Here is a 15,849-nt window from a genome sequence, read left to right as displayed (position 1 = left end):
AAATGTCGTCATTCCCACGTGCATGGGAATGACGACCTGTCTGTTGATAAACTCAGAGCTTTGCCGCCGATATCCCATGCGCGGAGAGCTGCACGATTTCGCCCTCGGGGACACTGCACCAGTGGGCGCCGCGTTCGTCGAGCGGCTCTGAGGCAAGGGTGAGGCCGCCGGTGGCGAAGCTTTCCGAGACATAGAGGGTCGGGCTCAGCCCGTCGCTGGAACGGCGGAAGCCCCAGATCTCGCTGCCGTTGCTGAAGACGCAGGTCAGCCGGTTCGGATGAGCGACCTTGCCCTGGACCTGCTCGATCCGGGCGATGGTGCGGCGGATCGCTTCCGGCGGATCCTCGTCCAGTCCCTCGGCGAGGGCGAGCAGGAAGAAGAGCTCGGAGTCTGTGGTGCCGCGCCGGGAGAGGTAGAGCGTGTCCGGCAGCAGCGCCTCGAGTTCGCGGCGGATGCGCGTGAAATCCGCAATCTCGCCGTTATGCATGAAGCACCAGCGCCCGTGGGCGAAGGGATGGCAGTTGGTGCGTGCGGTCTCGCCGACCGTCGAGGCGCGCACATGGGCGAGGAAGAGCCGCGAGGCGATCATCCGGCAGAGGCTGGTGAGATTGCCGTCCGACCAGGCGGGCAGCACGTCGCGGTAGAGACCCGGCCGTTGGTCAGCGGCGTACCAGGCGATGCCGAAACCGTCACCCTGGACGGCGAGTTTGGCCTCGGTAGCCGCCTGGCTCTGCTGCAGGAGCGAGTGGCGGGGTCTGATGATGATGTCCTCAAGCGCGACATCCGCGCCGAGATAGGCGGCGACACGGCACATGGAACTGCTTGGCTCCGTCAGGCATGCGAAGGCGATCAATTGCCACCCGGAGCATGCCGGAGGAAACGTTTTCTTTCGGTTAACTCGCAGAAATTTCGATCGGGTTGGCAAGGCCCTCGACCACTTCGGAGAGCGGCTGGTCGAGCAGCAGTTTCGGGTCGACGATCAGCTTCGAGGAACGATTGCCGCCGCCGAGGATGATCTCCTTGCGGGCCATCACGTCGGCATCGATCCAGAGCGGCAGGTCTGTCGGCAGTCCGAGCGCGGTCACGCCGCCGATTTCCATGCCGGTCAGCTCCCGCGTCTCTTCCGCACTCGCGAAGGAGACCTTTCGTGCGCCGAGTTTCTTGCGCGCGACCTTGTTCACGTCCAGCCGGTGGGTCGCGAGCACGACGCAGGCGGCGAATTTCAGTTCGCCGGTCTTGGAGCGGATCAGGATCGTATTCGCCGAGTCTTCAGGCGCCTTGCCGTAGCGCGCGCAGAAGACCGCCGTGTCGGCAAGTTCCGGATCGCAGTCCATCACCTCGAACGCGTAGGGAGAGGCTTCGAGAATGGCGCGGATCTCCGGAAGGGTGTCGGTCATGGAACAGGCCTCTTGGTTAAGAAATGCTGCTGTGCAACGATAATACAGCGCGACCCATCCCGGGGCGCCGGATCGACTTCGACAAAGGATCATTTCATGCTTAGAGCCTTCGCCCTCGGCGCCGCAATGCTTGTTGCGGGCACCTCCACCTCCTTCGCCCATATCAATCCCGCCGAGCATGGCTCCTTCGCGGCCGGTATGTCCCATCCGTTCCTTGGCATCGACCACGTCCTCGCCATGATCGCCGTCGGCATCTGGGCCTTCCAGATTGGCGGCCGGGCGCTGGCCGGCGTGCCGCTCGCCTTTGTCGGCTGCATGGCCGTCGGTTTCGTGCTGGCACTTTCCGGCGTTGCGCTGCCCTTCGTCGAGCCTGCGATCCTGGCCTCCGTCGTCGCTCTCGGCCTGCTGGTCGCCGCGGCCGTTCGGCTGCCAGCCGGTGCCTGCGCGGCTGTCGTGGGCGCCTTTGCGCTGTTCCACGGCCATGCCCATGGCGCGGAAATCGGTGCCGCCAGCGCGCTGACCTACGGTGCCGGCTTCGTCGCCGCGACCGCGCTGCTGCATGTCGCCGGTCTCGGTGCGGGCCTCGGCCTGCAGAAGCTCTTTGCCGAGCGCGCGACACTCGCCCTCGCGGTTACCCGCGGCATCGGCGGCCTGACCGCCGCGATCGGCGTCGGCATGCTGATGGCCTGATTGCAGGCTCCTTGAATACAAAAGGCCGCCGTCCGGTCCGGATGGCGGCCTTTTTGATTCCGGAGGTTTCCGGGTCACGGCGTGACGACGATCTTCCCGATATGGCCCGCCTGCTTCATGTGCCGGAAGGCGTTGGCCGCCTCCTCGATCGGGAAGGTCTTGTCGAGCACCGGCTTGATCTTGTGCAGCTCCATTGCCCGCGCGAGGTTGCGCAGCCCTGCCTGTGAGCCGACGACAACGCCCTCCATGCGGACATTCGGGCCGATCAGCTGCAGCACGTTGAGCGGCACGGTATTGCCGCCGACGAAACCGATCACGCCGATGAAGCCGCCGAAGGCGACGGCGGCGAAGGACTGGTCGAGGGTGCTGCCGGTGGTCTCGACGACGATGTCGGCGCCGTGCCCGCCGGTCGCCGCTTTCACCGCCGCGCCCCATTCCGATGTCTCGCGGTAGTTCACCACGTGATCGGCACCGAGCTTGCGCAGGAGATCGGCTTTCTCGGCCGTCGAGGTGAGGGCGACGACCTCTGCGCCCGCCGCTTTGGCGAGCTGCAGGGCGAAGAGCGCCACGCCGCCGGTGCCCTGGACCAGCACCCGATCGCCGCATTTGAGCCCGCCCTGTTCGAGGCAGGTCCAGGCGGTCAGCCCGGCGATCGGCAGGGTTGCCGCCTCGGCATCGCTGAGGCCGGCTGGGGCGTGGATCGCTTCGTCCGCCGGGATCGCGACATATTCGCGGAGCACGCCGGGCAGAGGGCCCCCGAGGGTCTGCTTCGTGCGCTGCTGCTGCGTCACCCGCCCGTCGCGCCAGCCCTGGATGTAGCAGGGCACGACCCGGTCGCCTTCCTTGAACGCGGTCACGTCCTCGCCGAGCGCGAGCACCTCGCCGCAGCAGTCGGAGCAGGGGACGTAGGGCATCGGCAGGGTCGGCATGTAGGAGCCGGAGAGCACCGCGAGGTCGCGGTAGTTCAGCGTGACCGCCTTCACCCGGATCAGGATCTCGCCGCGCTTCGGCGCCGGGATCGGACGTTCGACGACCGCGAGACTGTCGATGGAGAAGGAGGAGGCCTCGACGGCCTTCATGCTGCCGGTCGGATGGGGCATGGGAGCGTTCCGTATCGGTGACGAGGATCAGGCGGGCAGGATCTTGCCCGGGTTCATGATGTTCTGCGGATCGAGCGCCTGCTTGATTGCCTTCATGGCGCCGAGTGCGGCCCCGTGTTCCGCCTCCATGTAGCGGATCTTGCCCTGGCCGACGCCGTGCTCGCCGGTGCAGGTACCGCCGGCCGCGATGGCGCGCATCACCATGCGTTCGTTGTGACCCTTGGCGGCCTCGACCTCGGCCTTGTTCTTCGGATCGATGCAATAGCCGACATGGAAGTTGCCGTCGCCCACATGGCCGACGATGCCGGCCTTGAGCCCGGTCGCGGCGAGGTCCTTCTCCGCCTCCAGGATGGCTTCGGCGAGGCGTGAGATCGGCACGCAGATGTCGGTCGCCATCACCTCGCAGTCCGGCCGCATGGACTTGATCGCGTAATGCACGTTATGCCGCGCTTCCCAGAGCTTGTTGCGGTCCTCGGCCTTCTCGGCCCACTGGAAGGCGCTGCCGCCAAACTCGCCGGCGATCGCCTCGACGGCTTCCGCCTGTTCCTTCACGCCGGTCTCGCTGCCGTGGAATTCGAAGAACAGCGTCGGTTTCTTCTCGTAGCCCTCAAGGCCGGAGAAGCGGATGCAGGCTTCCATCTGGCTGTCGTTCAGCAGCTCGATCCGCGCCATCGGAATGCCGGACTGGATGGTCAGGATCACGGTGTTGATTGCGCTTTCGAGATCGCCGAACTGGCAGACCGCGGCCGAGGTCGCCTCGGGAATGCCGTAGAGCTTCAGCGCCACCTCGGTGATGACGCCGAGCGTACCCTCGGAGCCGACGAAGAGGCGGGTCAGGTCGTAGCCCGCCGAGCTTTTCCGGGCGCGCTGCGCGGTGCGGATGATCTCGCCCGCGGCGGTGACGACGGTCAGCGAGAGCACGTTCTCCCGCATCGTTCCGTAGCGCACCGCGTTGGTACCGGAGGCACGGGTCGCCGCCATCCCGCCGATCGAGGCGTCGGCGCCCGGATCGATCGGGAAAAAGAGGCCCTGATCGCGCAGATGGGTGTTGAGCTGCTTGCGGGTGACGCCGGCCTGCACCCGGCAATCGAGATCCTCTGCATTCACCTCGAGGATCTTGTTCATGTTGGAGAGATCGATGCAGATCCCGCCGGACAGCGCGCCGATATGACCCTCGAGCGAGGTGCCGGTGCCGAAGGGGATGACCGGCACATGATGCGCGGCGCAGAGCCGGACCACTTCAGCCACTTCCTCGGTGCTGTTCGTGAAGACGACACCGTCCGGGGGCATCGGCGTGTGATAGCTTTCGTCCTGGCCGTGCCGCGCCAGGACGGCGGGCGCGGTGGAAAAGCGGTCGCCGAAGCGTGCGCGGAGCTGCTCCAGAACCGGTGCGATCTCCGAAGCCTCGATACGGGCCTGCATGGCGTTTTCTCCCATCTGATTTTCCGGCCAGACTATCCGTGCTCCCGGGTGCGCTCAATCGCGGAATAGGCGCGGGCGCAATGCCGCGCAAGAAACGGAGTTCTTGCCGCATTCGTCTCGTGTAGGCAGAGGTTCGCTGCCCGTTTCGCGGCGGCGGCGGACGGCGCGGCGGGATAGAACTCTCCCGCACGGGTGCGATCTCTCGACCGGAAAGACCTGAACGGCATGAATGCAAGAGTGAACCTGACGATGGGGCCGGTGGAATGGGGGATCCTTATCCTGCTTTCCGCGGTCTGGGGCGGCTCCTTCTTCTTCGTCGGCGTCGCCGTCGCGGACGTTCCGCCGCTGACCATCGTGCTCGTCCGGGTCGGCCTCGCCGCGCTGGTCATGCAGATGGCGCTGCCGCTCTTCGGACTCCGTATGCCGACGGACTGGAAAGCGCTCCGGGCATTCCTGATCATGGGCTTCCTTAACAACGCGGTGCCGTTCTCGCTGATCGTCTTCGGTCAGACCCGGATTGCCAGCGGTCTTGCCTCGATCTTCCTCGCCGCGACGCCGATCTTCGGCGTCCTGGTCGCGCATTTCATGACCGACGACGAGCGGATCAAACCGCTCCGCGTGCTCGGCGTTGCCTTCGGTTTCGCCGGTGTCGCTTTGATGGTGGGCGAGGACCTTTCGGGTGGTATCGAAGGCACCCTGCTCGGCCAGATCGCTCTCCTCGGCGCCGCGCTCAGCTACGCTTTCGGAGGCGTCTTCGGGCGGCGCTTCAAGGGGATGGGCATCGAGCCCGTGCAGACCGCCACGGGACAGGTGACGGCCTCGACCCTGCTGCTGATCCCGGCGGTCATCCTCGTCGACCGGCCCTGGACCCTGCCGATGCCCTCGACCGGGACCATCGCCTCGCTTGCCGGGCTGGCGCTGCTCTGCACGTCCTTTGCTTATATTCTCTATTTCGAGCTGCTCAAGCGGGCGGGGGCGATGAACCTGCTGCTGGTGACCCTGCTGGTGCCGGTGAGCGCCATCCTGCTCGGCGTGCTGTTCCTGAACGAGAGCCTCTCCGCGATGCATCTCGTCGGCATGGCCCTGATCGCGACCGGCTTGCTGGCGATCGATGGACGGGTGTTTCGAAAGATCACGGCCGCCCGGGAGATTTCATGAGTGGCGATAGCTCCGGATGCTAAGATCCCCTTGTTTCAATCGCGCACTTAGCAGAGGCATGAGGAAATGTGGCGTTTAACAATTATTGCATTGTTATTGTTCGGGATACCGTCGCAGGCGTCGGCTGGTGCATATACCGACAAGGCTGCCCGTTGCCTCGTCGTCTCTACTCTGAAGAGTGAACGTGCGGATCTGGTGTTGTGGATGTTTCTTACAATGCGCGATCACCCGGCTCTGAACGAACTCCCGAAACAGCCGGATTCGGTCGTTGAAATATCAAATAGAAAGACGGCTAGCCTGATTACAGAGTTGATTTCTGACCGTTGCGTCGAAGAATTTCGCGAAGCCAGAAAGCACGATGGGCAAGAAAGCTGGAAAGCCAGCTTCGCCATTTTGGGGCAAATTGCGGGTGAGGAACTAGTCGCCCATCCGCACGTGCAGAAGAGCCTTCAGGGATTTGCAGAGTTCATTGATCTGGAAAAAATCAATGAGGCCTTAACGGACTAGTATCAGCGAGTCGCTAGTAACAGGCCGGTGTTCTTTGAGGGCGCTGCGAGTTTACGATATGCCCGCCGCGTCCCAAGTCACCGGCATCTCCAGCGGACCCCGGAAGGCCCAGCCGCCGAACGGAACCTCGCCGGCGAGCGCGAGACCCGGTAATCTCTCGAAGATCATCGGCAGGGCGACCTCGGCGATCAGGCAGCGCGAGGCCCAGGCGCCGGCGCAGAAATGCGGGCCGGCGCCGAAGGCGATGGAGTGCGAGGTGTCGCGGGCGATGTCGAAGCGTTCCGGGTCCTCGAACACGGCTTCGTCCCGGTTGCCGGAGCCGAACATCAGGAACACCCGGTCCTCAGGCTCGAAGGTGACGCCCTTCGCCTCGTAGCGTTGCGCGACCCGGCGCGGCGACATGCCGATGGGGGAGATCCAGCGGGCATATTCCTCGAAGGCCTGCAGCCAGGTCGCCTTGCCGTCGCGGACGAGGGCGAGCTGCTCCGGATGGGTCAGCATGGTCCAGACCAGGCCGGCGATCACGTCGCGCGGCTCGTTCTGGCCGCCGGAGATGGTGAGCTTGATATTCGCGCGGACGGCCTCTTCGGGCAGGCCGGCCTGCATCTGCACCGAGAGCATGGAGCTGTCCGGCGCCTCCCGGAGCAGCGGCATCATGCCGTCGATATGGCGGTCGATGGAGCCGGTGCAGTCGTGGCAGCGCGCCTCCACTTCGGGGTCGCCCGCATAGTTGGCGCAGCCGTCGATCATGCCCTGGCTGACCCGGTCCATCTCCTGCCAACTCATGTTGGTGAGGCCGGTGATCGCCTTCAGCGCCTCGCCGGAGACCCGCTTGGCTACATCCTTCACCATGTCGGCCGTCCCGAGCGGACGGAGTTCCTCAAGCGCCTCCGCGGTCTTCTCCTCGAACTGCGCCTTCCAGACCGACTTCACCGTCTTCGGCGAGACCGAGGGGAAGATCGCCTTGCGCTCGGCCATGGGCGCGGCGCCATCCTTGCGCATCAGGTTCTGGCCCATCAGAACGGTCATCAGGCCCTGGGGCTGGTCGGAGGAGAAGATCTCGACCTTCTTCTCGTTCTCGAAGATGTCGTCCCGTCGGGTGAGCAGGGTGGCGCCGAGCTGCGGCACATAGGCGATCGGCGCCTCGGCGCGCATGCGCTTCAGATCGGGATAGGGATCCTGCCAGAAGGTTTTCGGATCGATCTCGTAGACCGGGGCAGTGGACATGGGCGCTCTCCCTCCGGGCTCAGGGCACGCGCAGCACGATGCCGTCGAGCTCCGGCACCGCTAGGAGCTGGCAGGAAAGGCGGCTCCCGGGCAGGCGCTCCGGCTCGGCCATGTCGAGCATGTCGTCCTCGTCCGGGGAGATATCAGGGAGGGCTGCCGGCGCCTCTTCGATGACGACGTGACAGGTGGCGCAGGCGAGGCTGCCGCCGCACTGGCCGACGATGCCGTCGATCGCGTTGTCGAGGGCGGCCTCCATCAGATTGCCGCCGGTCTCGACAGCGGCCGTCTTTCGCGAACCGTCCTGCAGGATCCAGGTGACGCAGATCGTTTCCATTCCATATCCCTCGTCTCTTCTTTTGTTGTCATGTCAACAGAGCTGTGTTGTTGAGTCAACAGGCTCTCTCTGGGATGCTGGCGCCTTCATGCAGGGAACCAAAAGGCGCGCGATGGCGGACGAGACCAACGATCTCCCGGACTCTCTTTTCCTCGTTTCCATCGCAGACGAAGCGGGCGGGGAGGCGCAGGAGACGCTGAGCTTCCGCCGTACGCCGACCGTGCTGCTGACCTTCGCCGCCAATCGTTTCACCCGCAGCGCGGCCCGGCATTACCAGGAGCGGTTTGGCATCGGCGCGATGGACTGGCGCATGCTGGTGATGCTGACCCGCGAGCCGGGCAGCAGCGTCAGCCATGCCGCGCGCACCATCGGCATCGACAAGGCCGCGGTCAGCCGCTGCCTGAAGCGGCTCGAGGCGGACGGTCTCGCCGCACCGGACGACAGCGCGCGGCGGCGTGACTGGTACCTGACCGCGAAAGGCCATGCACTCCACGCCGAAGTGCTGGATGTCGCGCTGGAACGCCAAAGGAAGTTGCTGGACGGTTTCTCGGAAGAGGATGTCGGACGGCTGAACGGTTACCTCGCGCGCTTCCTGGACAATCTCGACGCGCTGAATGGGGAGGACCGGGAAGAGGGGGGCTCCCCCCAATCGTCATCCCGGTCCTGATCAGGGACCTTCCTGCGAGAAGCTCGACGTTCGATGAGGTCCCTGCTCTGCAGGCGGGATGACGGTTCTTTGTAAATTTAAGGGAGTACGAAAACTTTCTCTCTTTTTCGTGTTTTCTTGGAACAAGAAATAAATATCGCTCTTTTGTCTTCCATCGTAGAATACGCTCTTGCCGATTGCAAGAGGCAGTCAAAACAAGAATCCTGAAACCTGCGGCCGGCATCTCTACCGAAAAAGAACGCTGATGAAGCGTCCCGCCGGACCGTCGCCGGAGTGCGACCTGCCGCCGCGGGCGCAAGGGAGCAAGAGAATGTTTCTGAAAGTGGTTCCAGGTGTTGTGGCGCTCGTCCTCGTCGGCGGCGCGGCGGGCCAGGCCGCTGATCTGCCTGTCCGCAAGAATCTCATCGTCAACGAGACCGCACTGGTCAGTTTCATCCAGGTCGGGGTCGGCGAGGACGGCGACGTCGTCTCGGTCGAAAAGGGCGCGACCTCGGCGCCGGTCGAGGGCAAGATCGAGACCGTCGCACTCGGTCTCGTTGGCTACCTCTGCAATTTCAAGCAGAGCAAGGTGACCGGGGAAGCGGGCGAGGGCGCCGTACTGACGCTGCGGTTCCAGGAGAGCGACCGCACCCTGAGCGTCCTCCAGGGCGATCAGGTGCTGCTGCAGGATACCTGCGACGCGACCAAGTGAGGTTGCAGCGCCTTCGGACGAGCAAAAGAAAAGGGCCGCGGAAGCGGCCCTTTTCTGTTTAATCGTCATCCAGGACTTGATCCGGGATCTTTTGCCGCCGCTCACCGCGTTCGACAAGGTCCCGGCTCTGCGGCCGGGATAACGGCGTGAGTATTTTTTACGCGTCCGCGCCGATCTGCACGTCGATGCCCTTGGTGTTCAGCATCTCGAGCAGCTCGCCGGTCTCGTACATTTCGCGGATGATGTCGCAGCCGCCGACGAACTCGTTCTTCACATAGAGCTGCGGAATGGTCGGCCAGTTGGAGAATTCCTTGATCCCTTCGCGGATCGCCGGATCCTCAAGCACGTTGATGCCCTTGAACTTCACGCCAACATGGCTGAGCACGCCGACCACGGCGGCGGAGAAGCCGCATTGCGGGAAGACCGGGGTGCCCTTCATGAACAGGACCACGTCGGTCGAGTCGATTTCGTTCTGGATACGCTGGCGGGTTGCGTCGTCGAGCATGGCGGGGTCCTTTCCTAGGTCCGTGTGCCGTTCAGTCAAATAATTATAGCAAAGTCCGTTCAGCCGGGCGTGCCGGTCTGCAGTGCCAGGGCGTGCAACTCGGTGCCCATGCGGCCCTGCAGGGCCTGGTAGACCATCTGGTGCTGCTGGATACGGGTCTTGCCTTCAAAGGCGGAGGAGAGAACATGGCAGGCATAATGATCGCCATCCCCGCGCAGATCCTCGATCGTGACCTGGGCATCGGGGAACGTCTCCTTGATGAGGCGTTCGATCTCTCCGGCTTCCATTGCCATGTGTTTTTGTCCCTGCTTCGTTTCTTGTCGGTCTCAGGAGGCGGCCATGTAATCCGGCAGCCAAGCCTCGAACTCCGACCGTAGCACCGAGACGGATATGGAGTCACCGGTGGCGAGTTTCAATTCGCCGTCTGCGGTGGTCCGTCCGATGACGGTCGCGGAGACGCCTGCCGCAGCGGCCGCGTTCAGCACCGCGTCCGCATCCTTCGCCGTCACGACATAACGCGCCTGGTCTTCGCCGAAGGCCCAGGCATGGGCGGGCAGATCGGCTGCCGGCTCGACCGCTGCGCCGAGTCCCTTCGCACCCAGCGCCATCTCGGCGAGCGCAATGGCGAGGCCGCCGTCGGAGACATCGTGACAGGCGGTGACCTTGCCACCCTCGATCAGTCCGCGGACGAAGTCGCCGTTCTTCTTTTCCAGCGCGAGATCGACCGGCGGCGGTGCGCCTTCCTCGTGGCCCTGGATCTCGCGCAGATAGATCGACTGGCCGAGCCAGCCCTTAGTTTCGCCAATTACGACGATGGCCTCGTCCGCCGCCTTGAAAGCGACGGTCGCGCGCTTCCCGATATCGGCGATGACGCCGACACCGCCGATGACCGGGGTCGGCAGGATCGCCTTGCCCTCGGTCTCGTTGTAGAGCGAGACGTTGCCGGAGACGACCGGGTAGTCGAGCGCGAGGCAGGCGGCCTTCATGCCGTTAATGGAACCGACGAATTGGCCCATGATTTCCGGCTTGGTCGGATTGCCGAAATTCATGTTGTTGGTGATCGCAAGCGGCTTGGCGCCGGTTGCCGTGATGTTGCGCCAGGTCTCGGCGACGGCCTGGGCCCCGCCTGTCTCCGGCGCCGCCTTCACGTAGCGCGGCGTGCAGTCGACGCACATCGCCAGGCCCTTCTTGCTGTCGCGCACGCGTACCAGCGCCGCGTCGCCGCCGGGGCGGATCGCGGTGTCGCCCATGATCAGGTGGTCGTACTGTTCCCAGATCCAGCGCCGGCTGCAGAGGTCCGGGCTGCCGATCAGGTCCTTCAGCGCGCCGGTCAGGCTCGCCGGGGCCGGAACGGAGGCGGGATCGAGCACCGGAGCGGCCGGGGTCGGCTGCCACGGACGGTCATATTCCGGGGACTCCGCGACCATCGGGGCGATCGGAATGTCGCCGACGGTCTCCTCGCCCATCTTCAGCACGAGATTGCCGGTCGTGGTCAGGTGGCCAATGACGGCGAAATCCAGTTCCCATTTGTCGAAGATCGCCCGCGCCTCGGCTTCGGCTTCCGGGCCCGGCTTCAGGATGATGAGCATCCGTTCCTGGCTTTCGGAGAGCATTAGCTCGTAGGGCGTCATGTTCTCTTCGCGGGCCGGGACCTTGGCGAGGTCGAGCTCGATGCCGAGACCGCCCTTGCCCGCCATCTCGACGGAGGAGGAGGTGAGGCCGGCCGCGCCCATGTCCTGGATGGCGATGATCGTGTCGGTCGCCATCAGCTCGAGGCAGGCCTCCAGCAGCAGCTTCTCGGTGAAGGGATCGCCGACCTGCACGGTCGGGCGCTTCTCCTCGGAATCCTCGTTGAACTCGGCGGACGACATTGTCGCGCCGTGGATGCCGTCGCGCCCGGTCTTGGCGCCGACATAGATCACCGGGTTCCCGGCGCCGGCGGCGGCCGAGTAGAAGATGCGGTCAGCGGGCGCGAGGCCGACGGTCATCGCGTTGACCAGGATGTTGCCGTTATAGGCGGGATGGAAGTTCACTTCGCCCGCGACCGTCGGCACGCCGATGCAGTTCCCGTAGCCGCCGATCCCCGCAACCACGCCACCGACGAGGTGCCGGGTCTTGGCGTTGTCCGGGCTGCCGAAGCGCAGCGCGTTCAGGTTCGCAATCGGGCGGGCGCCCATGGTGAAGACGTCGCGCAGGATGCCGCCGACGCCGGTCGCCGCGCCCTGGTAGGGCTCGATGAAGCTCGGGTGGTTGTGGCTCTCGATCTTGAAGACTGCGGCCTCGCCGTCGCCGATATCGATCACGCCCGCGTTCTCGCCCGGCCCCTGGATCACGTGCGGTGCCTCGGTCGGCAGGGTCTTAAGCCACTTCTTCGAGCTCTTGTAGGAGCAATGCTCGGAATACATGGCGGAAAAGACGCCGAGCTCCGTCATGTTCGGCTCGCGGCCGAGGATCTTCAGGATGCTGGCGTACTCGTCCTCGGACAGGCCGTGCTCGGCTACGATTTCCGGGGTGATGGCGACGTTTGCAATACTCACGAAAGGGCCCTCACCAGTCCGTCGAAGAGGCCGCGGCCGTCTGTGCCGCCGACCGCGCTGTCGATTGCGTTTTCCGGGTGCGGCATGAAGCCGAGCACGGTCTTTTCCTTGTTGAAGACGCCGGCGATGTTGCGGGCGGAGCCGTTCGGATTGCCGGCCGCGTTCATCGCGCCGTTCTCGTCGACATAGCGGAAGGCCACCTGGCCGTTCTGCTCGATCTCGTCGAGGGTCTTCTCGTCGGCGAAGTAATTGCCGTCATGATGGGCGACCGGGATGGACAGCACCTGACCGTCCTCGTAGCCGCCGGTGAAGAGCGACTGGCTGGTCTCGACCTTCAGCCCGACATTGCGGCAGATGAACTTCAGGCCCGCATTGCGCATCAGTACACCCGGCAGCAGCCCGGTTTCCGTCAGCACCTGGAAGCCGTTGCAGACCCCCATGACCGGGATGCCCTTGTCGGCCTTTTCCTTCAGGCTTCTCAGGACCGGCGAATGGGCGGCGATGGCGCCGGCCCGCAGATAGTCGCCGTAGGAAAAGCCGCCCGGGACCACGATCAGGTCCACATCGGGGATGTCGGTGTCTCGGTGCCACACCATGTGCGGCGCTTTCCCGCTGGCCTGTTGCAGCGCAACAGCCATGTCGCGCTCTCTGTTGGTGCCGGGAAAAACGATGATGGCTGATTTCAACGCGGGGCCTCTCGATTGGGGCTGGGTCAGCGCGGCGGAAAGTACGGGAGGCGGCGGCCAAGTGCAAGCGGTGTTGCCGGATTCACGCTGCTATCACGGCGATCGGGGAAGCTTCCTGCGTCGCTGACCGTTTGGGACCTCAAAGCGGACAACGGGCTGAAATTGCAGATGCAGATTGACGCGGCATCCGGCCCGGCGAGATGATGTGCTTTAATACCAGTGTATGTTGGGGCGCTGGTGAAAGGCGGGGGGGCGTGGTGTTGCATCAGGTCGAAGTCGGGGACGTCGATTGCTTCCCGCTTCTGGAATCGATCCTTGATGCCATCGGGCAAGGCATCTTGGTGGTCGACGAGGAACTCGCCGTCGTCGCCGCCAATCGCAAGTTCAAAGAGCTTTTTGCTCCGGACGACGCCGTGCCGCCTGCGGTTCCGACATTGGCCGGAACGATATCCGGAATCGGTTGTGCCGCTGAAATCATCGAACATGTCGAGGCGGGTCGTGCGTTGGGAGCGCTGTGCATCCCGGTAGGGGACACGATCCAGGAGGTCCAGGGTTGCGCGGTTCCCGGAACCGGTTACCTGCTGACCTTTATCGACGTCACGGAGCGCGCCCGCTCGGAACAGGCGCGGGCCGAGCACGAGCGACGCGTGCTCGAGATTCTCGACCATAGTCCGATCGGCGTGAATATCGTCGGATCGGACGGGCGCCGGCGCTATTCAAACCGCAAGATCCAGGAAATGTGTGGCTACGGCGTCGATGAACTCGTAGGCGTCAAAGCCGCGTCCCATTATGCGGACCCGTCGGTTCGTGAGCGCCTCATGCAGGAGATGACCAAGACCGGCGCCGTGGAGAACAGAGAGGTCGAGTTCGTTCGGAAGGACGGAACGCCATTCTGGGTTCTGCTGTCGTGCCGGCCGTTCGTCTATGACGGCGAGGATTGCGTGCTCGGCTGGGTTTACGAGATCACCGACCGGGTCGAACTCGAGCGCAAGCAGATCCGCAGCCGGGAGGAACTCGAGATCCAGATTCTCGAACTGCGCGATCGCGAGGACCGGATGGCGGACCAGGCGGCGGAGCTCGAATCGCTTGCAATCCGCCTGTCCGAGTCGGAACGCAGGATGGCGGAACTGGCCAATTACGACGGGCTCACGGGATTGCCGACGTCGCGTCTCTGCATGGACCGCTTGCTGCTCGCGACGGCCTTTGCCAAGCGGCAGCAAACGCTGACCGCCGTGTTCTATGTCGATCTCGACGGCTTCAAGGTGGTCAACGACACATTCGGGCACGATGCCGGAGACGTAGTGCTGAAAGAGGCGGCACGGCGCATGAGTTCATGCTTCCGGGAAGTCGACACGGTCGCCCGGATCGGCGGCGACGAATTCCTCGTGGTGCTTTGCGGATTGGGCTTCCGGGAAGCCGCGGTGCCGCTCGCCGACCGGCTGCTGAACTGCTTCACCGAAAGGTTCGAGTTCCCTGAAGGGAACGCGACGATCGGCGCAAGCGTCGGCATTGCCTTCTTCAACGGCGCTTCGGACACGCCTGAATCAGTCATCAAACGCGCCGACAAGGCCATGTATGTGGCGAAGAAAAGCGGGAAGAACCGCTACGTCATGAGCGAGGAACTGGACGCCTGAGGCGTCTTCAACCCTCGATCTCGACAGTGTAATTCTCGATCACGGTGTTGGCGAGCAGCTTCTCGCACATGGCGGTCACCTGCGCGCGCGCCTTTTCCTTGTCGGTCTCATCGAGCTTGAGCTCCAGGAACTTGCCCTGACGGACCTGGTCGACGCCGGCAAAGCCAAGCGCGCCGAGCGCATGTTCGATGGCCTTGCCCTGGGGATCGAGGACGCCGTTCTTGAGGGTGACGTGAACCGTGGCTTTCATCTTCTCACCAATTTCGCTTCGTTCCGGTGCCGCCGTGCGGCTTACTGAATGGCTTTCGGGCCCTTGAGGTCCATCGGACCCGCTTCGGGCAGCACGCCGAGCCGGCGCGCGACTTCCTGGTAGGCTTCGCGGACACCGCCGAGATCGCGGCGGAAACGGTCCTTGTCCAATTTCTCGTCGGTCTTGGTGTCCCAGAGCCGGCAATTATCCGGGCTGATCTCGTCCGCGAGCACGATCTGCAGCGTATCCTCGGTATAGTAACGGCCGAACTCGAGCTTGAGATCGACGAGCCGGAGGCCGACGCCCACGAAAAGGCCGGTCAGGAAATCGTTGACCCTCAGCGACAGCGCGATGATGTCGTCGATGTCCTGCGTCGTCGCCCAGCCGAAGGCGGTGATGTGCTCTTCCGCGACCATCGGGTCGCCGAGCTCGTCGGACTTGTAATAGTACTCGATGATCGAGCGCGGCAGCAGGGTGCCTTCCTCGATCCCGAAACGCTTTGCGATGGAGCCGGCGGCGACGTTGCGGACGACGACCTCGACCGGGATGATCTCGACCTCGCGCACGAGCTGCTCGCGCATGTTCAGGCGGCGCACGAAATGCGTCGGAATCCCGATTTCGGAAAGCCGCGTCATCAGGTATTCGCTGATCCGGTTGTTCAACACGCCCTTGCCGGTGATCACACCGTGCTTCTCGTTGTTGAACGCGGTCGCATCATCCTTGAAATACTGAATGATCGTGCCTGGCTCGGGCCCCTCGTAAAGGTCTTTGGCCTTGCCTTCGTAGAGTTTTCTGCGTCTTGCCATGGGGTTCCCCGCCTCATCGGTCTGGCGGTCGGTTTCCGGGATGCGGAGCGCCCGCCGCCGCGGCGGCAGGAAATGCGCGCTCCATATAAACATAAGGTCCGTCAAAGACAATCGGGGAAGAAATCCATCGCCTGGCAGGGTTCCCGGAAGCGACCTGCCTGGGAAGTCTACAGCCTCTGGGTACTGCAGCTGAATCGCGGCAGGGTCCTGTTGGCTGCGTTTGCTACTTTTGATTTAA

18 protein-coding genes are annotated in these 15,849 nt (G+C 64.1%); 6 read left to right on the top strand and 12 right to left on the bottom strand.

Annotated features, from left to right (window positions below):
* Positions 1-52: 52 nt before the first annotated feature.
* On the bottom strand, positions 53-814 hold the full coding sequence (locus tag JJ959_RS12340) for a class II glutamine amidotransferase (protein WP_292884057.1): 762 nt from the start codon (positions 812-814) through the stop codon (positions 53-55).
* Between the two features lie 79 nt (positions 815-893).
* Positions 894-1,397, bottom strand: coding sequence for a YbaK/EbsC family protein (locus tag JJ959_RS12335; protein WP_292884056.1), 504 nt, complete (start codon positions 1,395-1,397; stop codon positions 894-896).
* A gap of 96 nt (positions 1,398-1,493) precedes the next feature.
* Between JJ959_RS12335 and JJ959_RS12330 the strand changes: the two genes are divergently transcribed.
* Positions 1,494-2,087 (top strand): HupE/UreJ family protein, encoded by a 594-nt coding sequence (locus JJ959_RS12330; RefSeq protein WP_292884054.1) that lies wholly within the window; start codon positions 1,494-1,496, stop codon positions 2,085-2,087.
* A 74-nt stretch (positions 2,088-2,161) separates the two neighbouring features.
* Here the strand turns inward: JJ959_RS12330 and JJ959_RS12325 are convergent, their stop codons facing one another.
* Entirely contained in the window at positions 2,162-3,187 is a 1,026-nt protein-coding gene (locus tag JJ959_RS12325; RefSeq protein ID WP_292884052.1) for an NAD(P)-dependent alcohol dehydrogenase, read from the bottom strand.
* 27 nt (positions 3,188-3,214) lie between these two features.
* Positions 3,215-4,624, bottom strand: a complete 1,410-nt coding sequence (locus JJ959_RS12320; protein ID WP_292884050.1) for an FAD-linked oxidase C-terminal domain-containing protein — start codon at positions 4,622-4,624, stop codon at positions 3,215-3,217.
* A 210-nt stretch (positions 4,625-4,834) separates the two neighbouring features.
* Between JJ959_RS12320 and JJ959_RS12315 the strand changes: the two genes are divergently transcribed.
* Positions 4,835-5,767, top strand: a complete 933-nt coding sequence (locus JJ959_RS12315; protein WP_292884048.1) for an EamA family transporter — start codon at positions 4,835-4,837, stop codon at positions 5,765-5,767.
* A gap of 66 nt (positions 5,768-5,833) precedes the next feature.
* Complete coding sequence (locus JJ959_RS12310) at positions 5,834-6,274, top strand: hypothetical protein (RefSeq protein WP_292884046.1); 441 nt, start codon at positions 5,834-5,836, stop codon at positions 6,272-6,274.
* 51 nt (positions 6,275-6,325) lie between these two features.
* On the opposite strand, the gene JJ959_RS12305 is transcribed toward JJ959_RS12310, so the two are convergent.
* Positions 6,326-7,501 carry a cytochrome P450 gene (locus tag JJ959_RS12305; RefSeq protein ID WP_292884044.1) on the bottom strand — a complete coding sequence of 392 codons (1,176 nt, stop codon included), beginning with the start codon at positions 7,499-7,501 and terminating at the stop codon, positions 6,326-6,328.
* A 19-nt stretch (positions 7,502-7,520) separates the two neighbouring features.
* Positions 7,521-7,835, bottom strand: a complete 315-nt coding sequence (locus JJ959_RS12300; protein WP_292884042.1) for a 2Fe-2S iron-sulfur cluster-binding protein — start codon at positions 7,833-7,835, stop codon at positions 7,521-7,523.
* Between the two features lie 88 nt (positions 7,836-7,923).
* Between JJ959_RS12300 and JJ959_RS12295 the strand changes: the two genes are divergently transcribed.
* Positions 7,924-8,502, top strand: a complete 579-nt coding sequence (locus JJ959_RS12295; protein WP_292884040.1) for a MarR family transcriptional regulator — start codon at positions 7,924-7,926, stop codon at positions 8,500-8,502.
* A 310-nt stretch (positions 8,503-8,812) separates the two neighbouring features.
* Positions 8,813-9,193, top strand: coding sequence for a hypothetical protein (locus JJ959_RS12290; protein WP_292884038.1), 381 nt, complete (start codon positions 8,813-8,815; stop codon positions 9,191-9,193).
* A gap of 157 nt (positions 9,194-9,350) precedes the next feature.
* On the opposite strand, the gene grxD is transcribed toward JJ959_RS12290, so the two are convergent.
* From grxD to purQ, 4 genes are read right to left on the bottom strand one after another with little or no spacing between them, the layout of a single operon-like run.
* A complete protein-coding gene (gene grxD, locus JJ959_RS12285; protein ID WP_292884036.1) occupies positions 9,351-9,698 on the bottom strand; it encodes a Grx4 family monothiol glutaredoxin in 348 nt (115 codons plus the stop codon).
* Between the two features lie 59 nt (positions 9,699-9,757).
* On the bottom strand, positions 9,758-9,991 hold the full coding sequence (locus tag JJ959_RS12280; protein WP_193181554.1) for a BolA family protein: 234 nt from the start codon (positions 9,989-9,991) through the stop codon (positions 9,758-9,760).
* A gap of 33 nt (positions 9,992-10,024) precedes the next feature.
* Complete coding sequence (purL, locus tag JJ959_RS12275) at positions 10,025-12,235, bottom strand: phosphoribosylformylglycinamidine synthase subunit PurL (protein ID WP_292884034.1); 2,211 nt, start codon at positions 12,233-12,235, stop codon at positions 10,025-10,027.
* Complete coding sequence (gene purQ / locus JJ959_RS12270; RefSeq protein ID WP_292884032.1) at positions 12,232-12,921, bottom strand: phosphoribosylformylglycinamidine synthase subunit PurQ; 690 nt, start codon at positions 12,919-12,921, stop codon at positions 12,232-12,234. Before purQ ends, purL begins: the two co-directional genes overlap by 4 nt.
* A 257-nt stretch (positions 12,922-13,178) precedes the next feature.
* Between purQ and JJ959_RS12265 the strand changes: the two genes are divergently transcribed.
* Positions 13,179-14,555, top strand: a complete 1,377-nt coding sequence (locus tag JJ959_RS12265) for a diguanylate cyclase (protein WP_292884030.1) — start codon at positions 13,179-13,181, stop codon at positions 14,553-14,555.
* Between the two features lie 7 nt (positions 14,556-14,562).
* Here the strand turns inward: JJ959_RS12265 and purS are convergent, their stop codons facing one another.
* Positions 14,563-14,805, bottom strand: a complete 243-nt coding sequence (purS, locus tag JJ959_RS12260) for a phosphoribosylformylglycinamidine synthase subunit PurS (protein ID WP_292884028.1) — start codon at positions 14,803-14,805, stop codon at positions 14,563-14,565.
* A 41-nt stretch (positions 14,806-14,846) separates the two neighbouring features.
* A complete protein-coding gene (gene purC / locus JJ959_RS12255) occupies positions 14,847-15,611 on the bottom strand; it encodes a phosphoribosylaminoimidazolesuccinocarboxamide synthase (protein WP_292884026.1) in 765 nt (254 codons plus the stop codon).
* Between the last annotated feature and the right edge of the window lie 238 nt (positions 15,612-15,849).

This window comes from Nisaea sp. (assembly GCF_017640745.1).
In the GTDB taxonomy this organism is placed as follows: Bacteria; Pseudomonadota; Alphaproteobacteria; order Thalassobaculales; family Thalassobaculaceae; genus Nisaea.
This window is presented reverse-complemented; position numbering and strand designations above follow the sequence as displayed.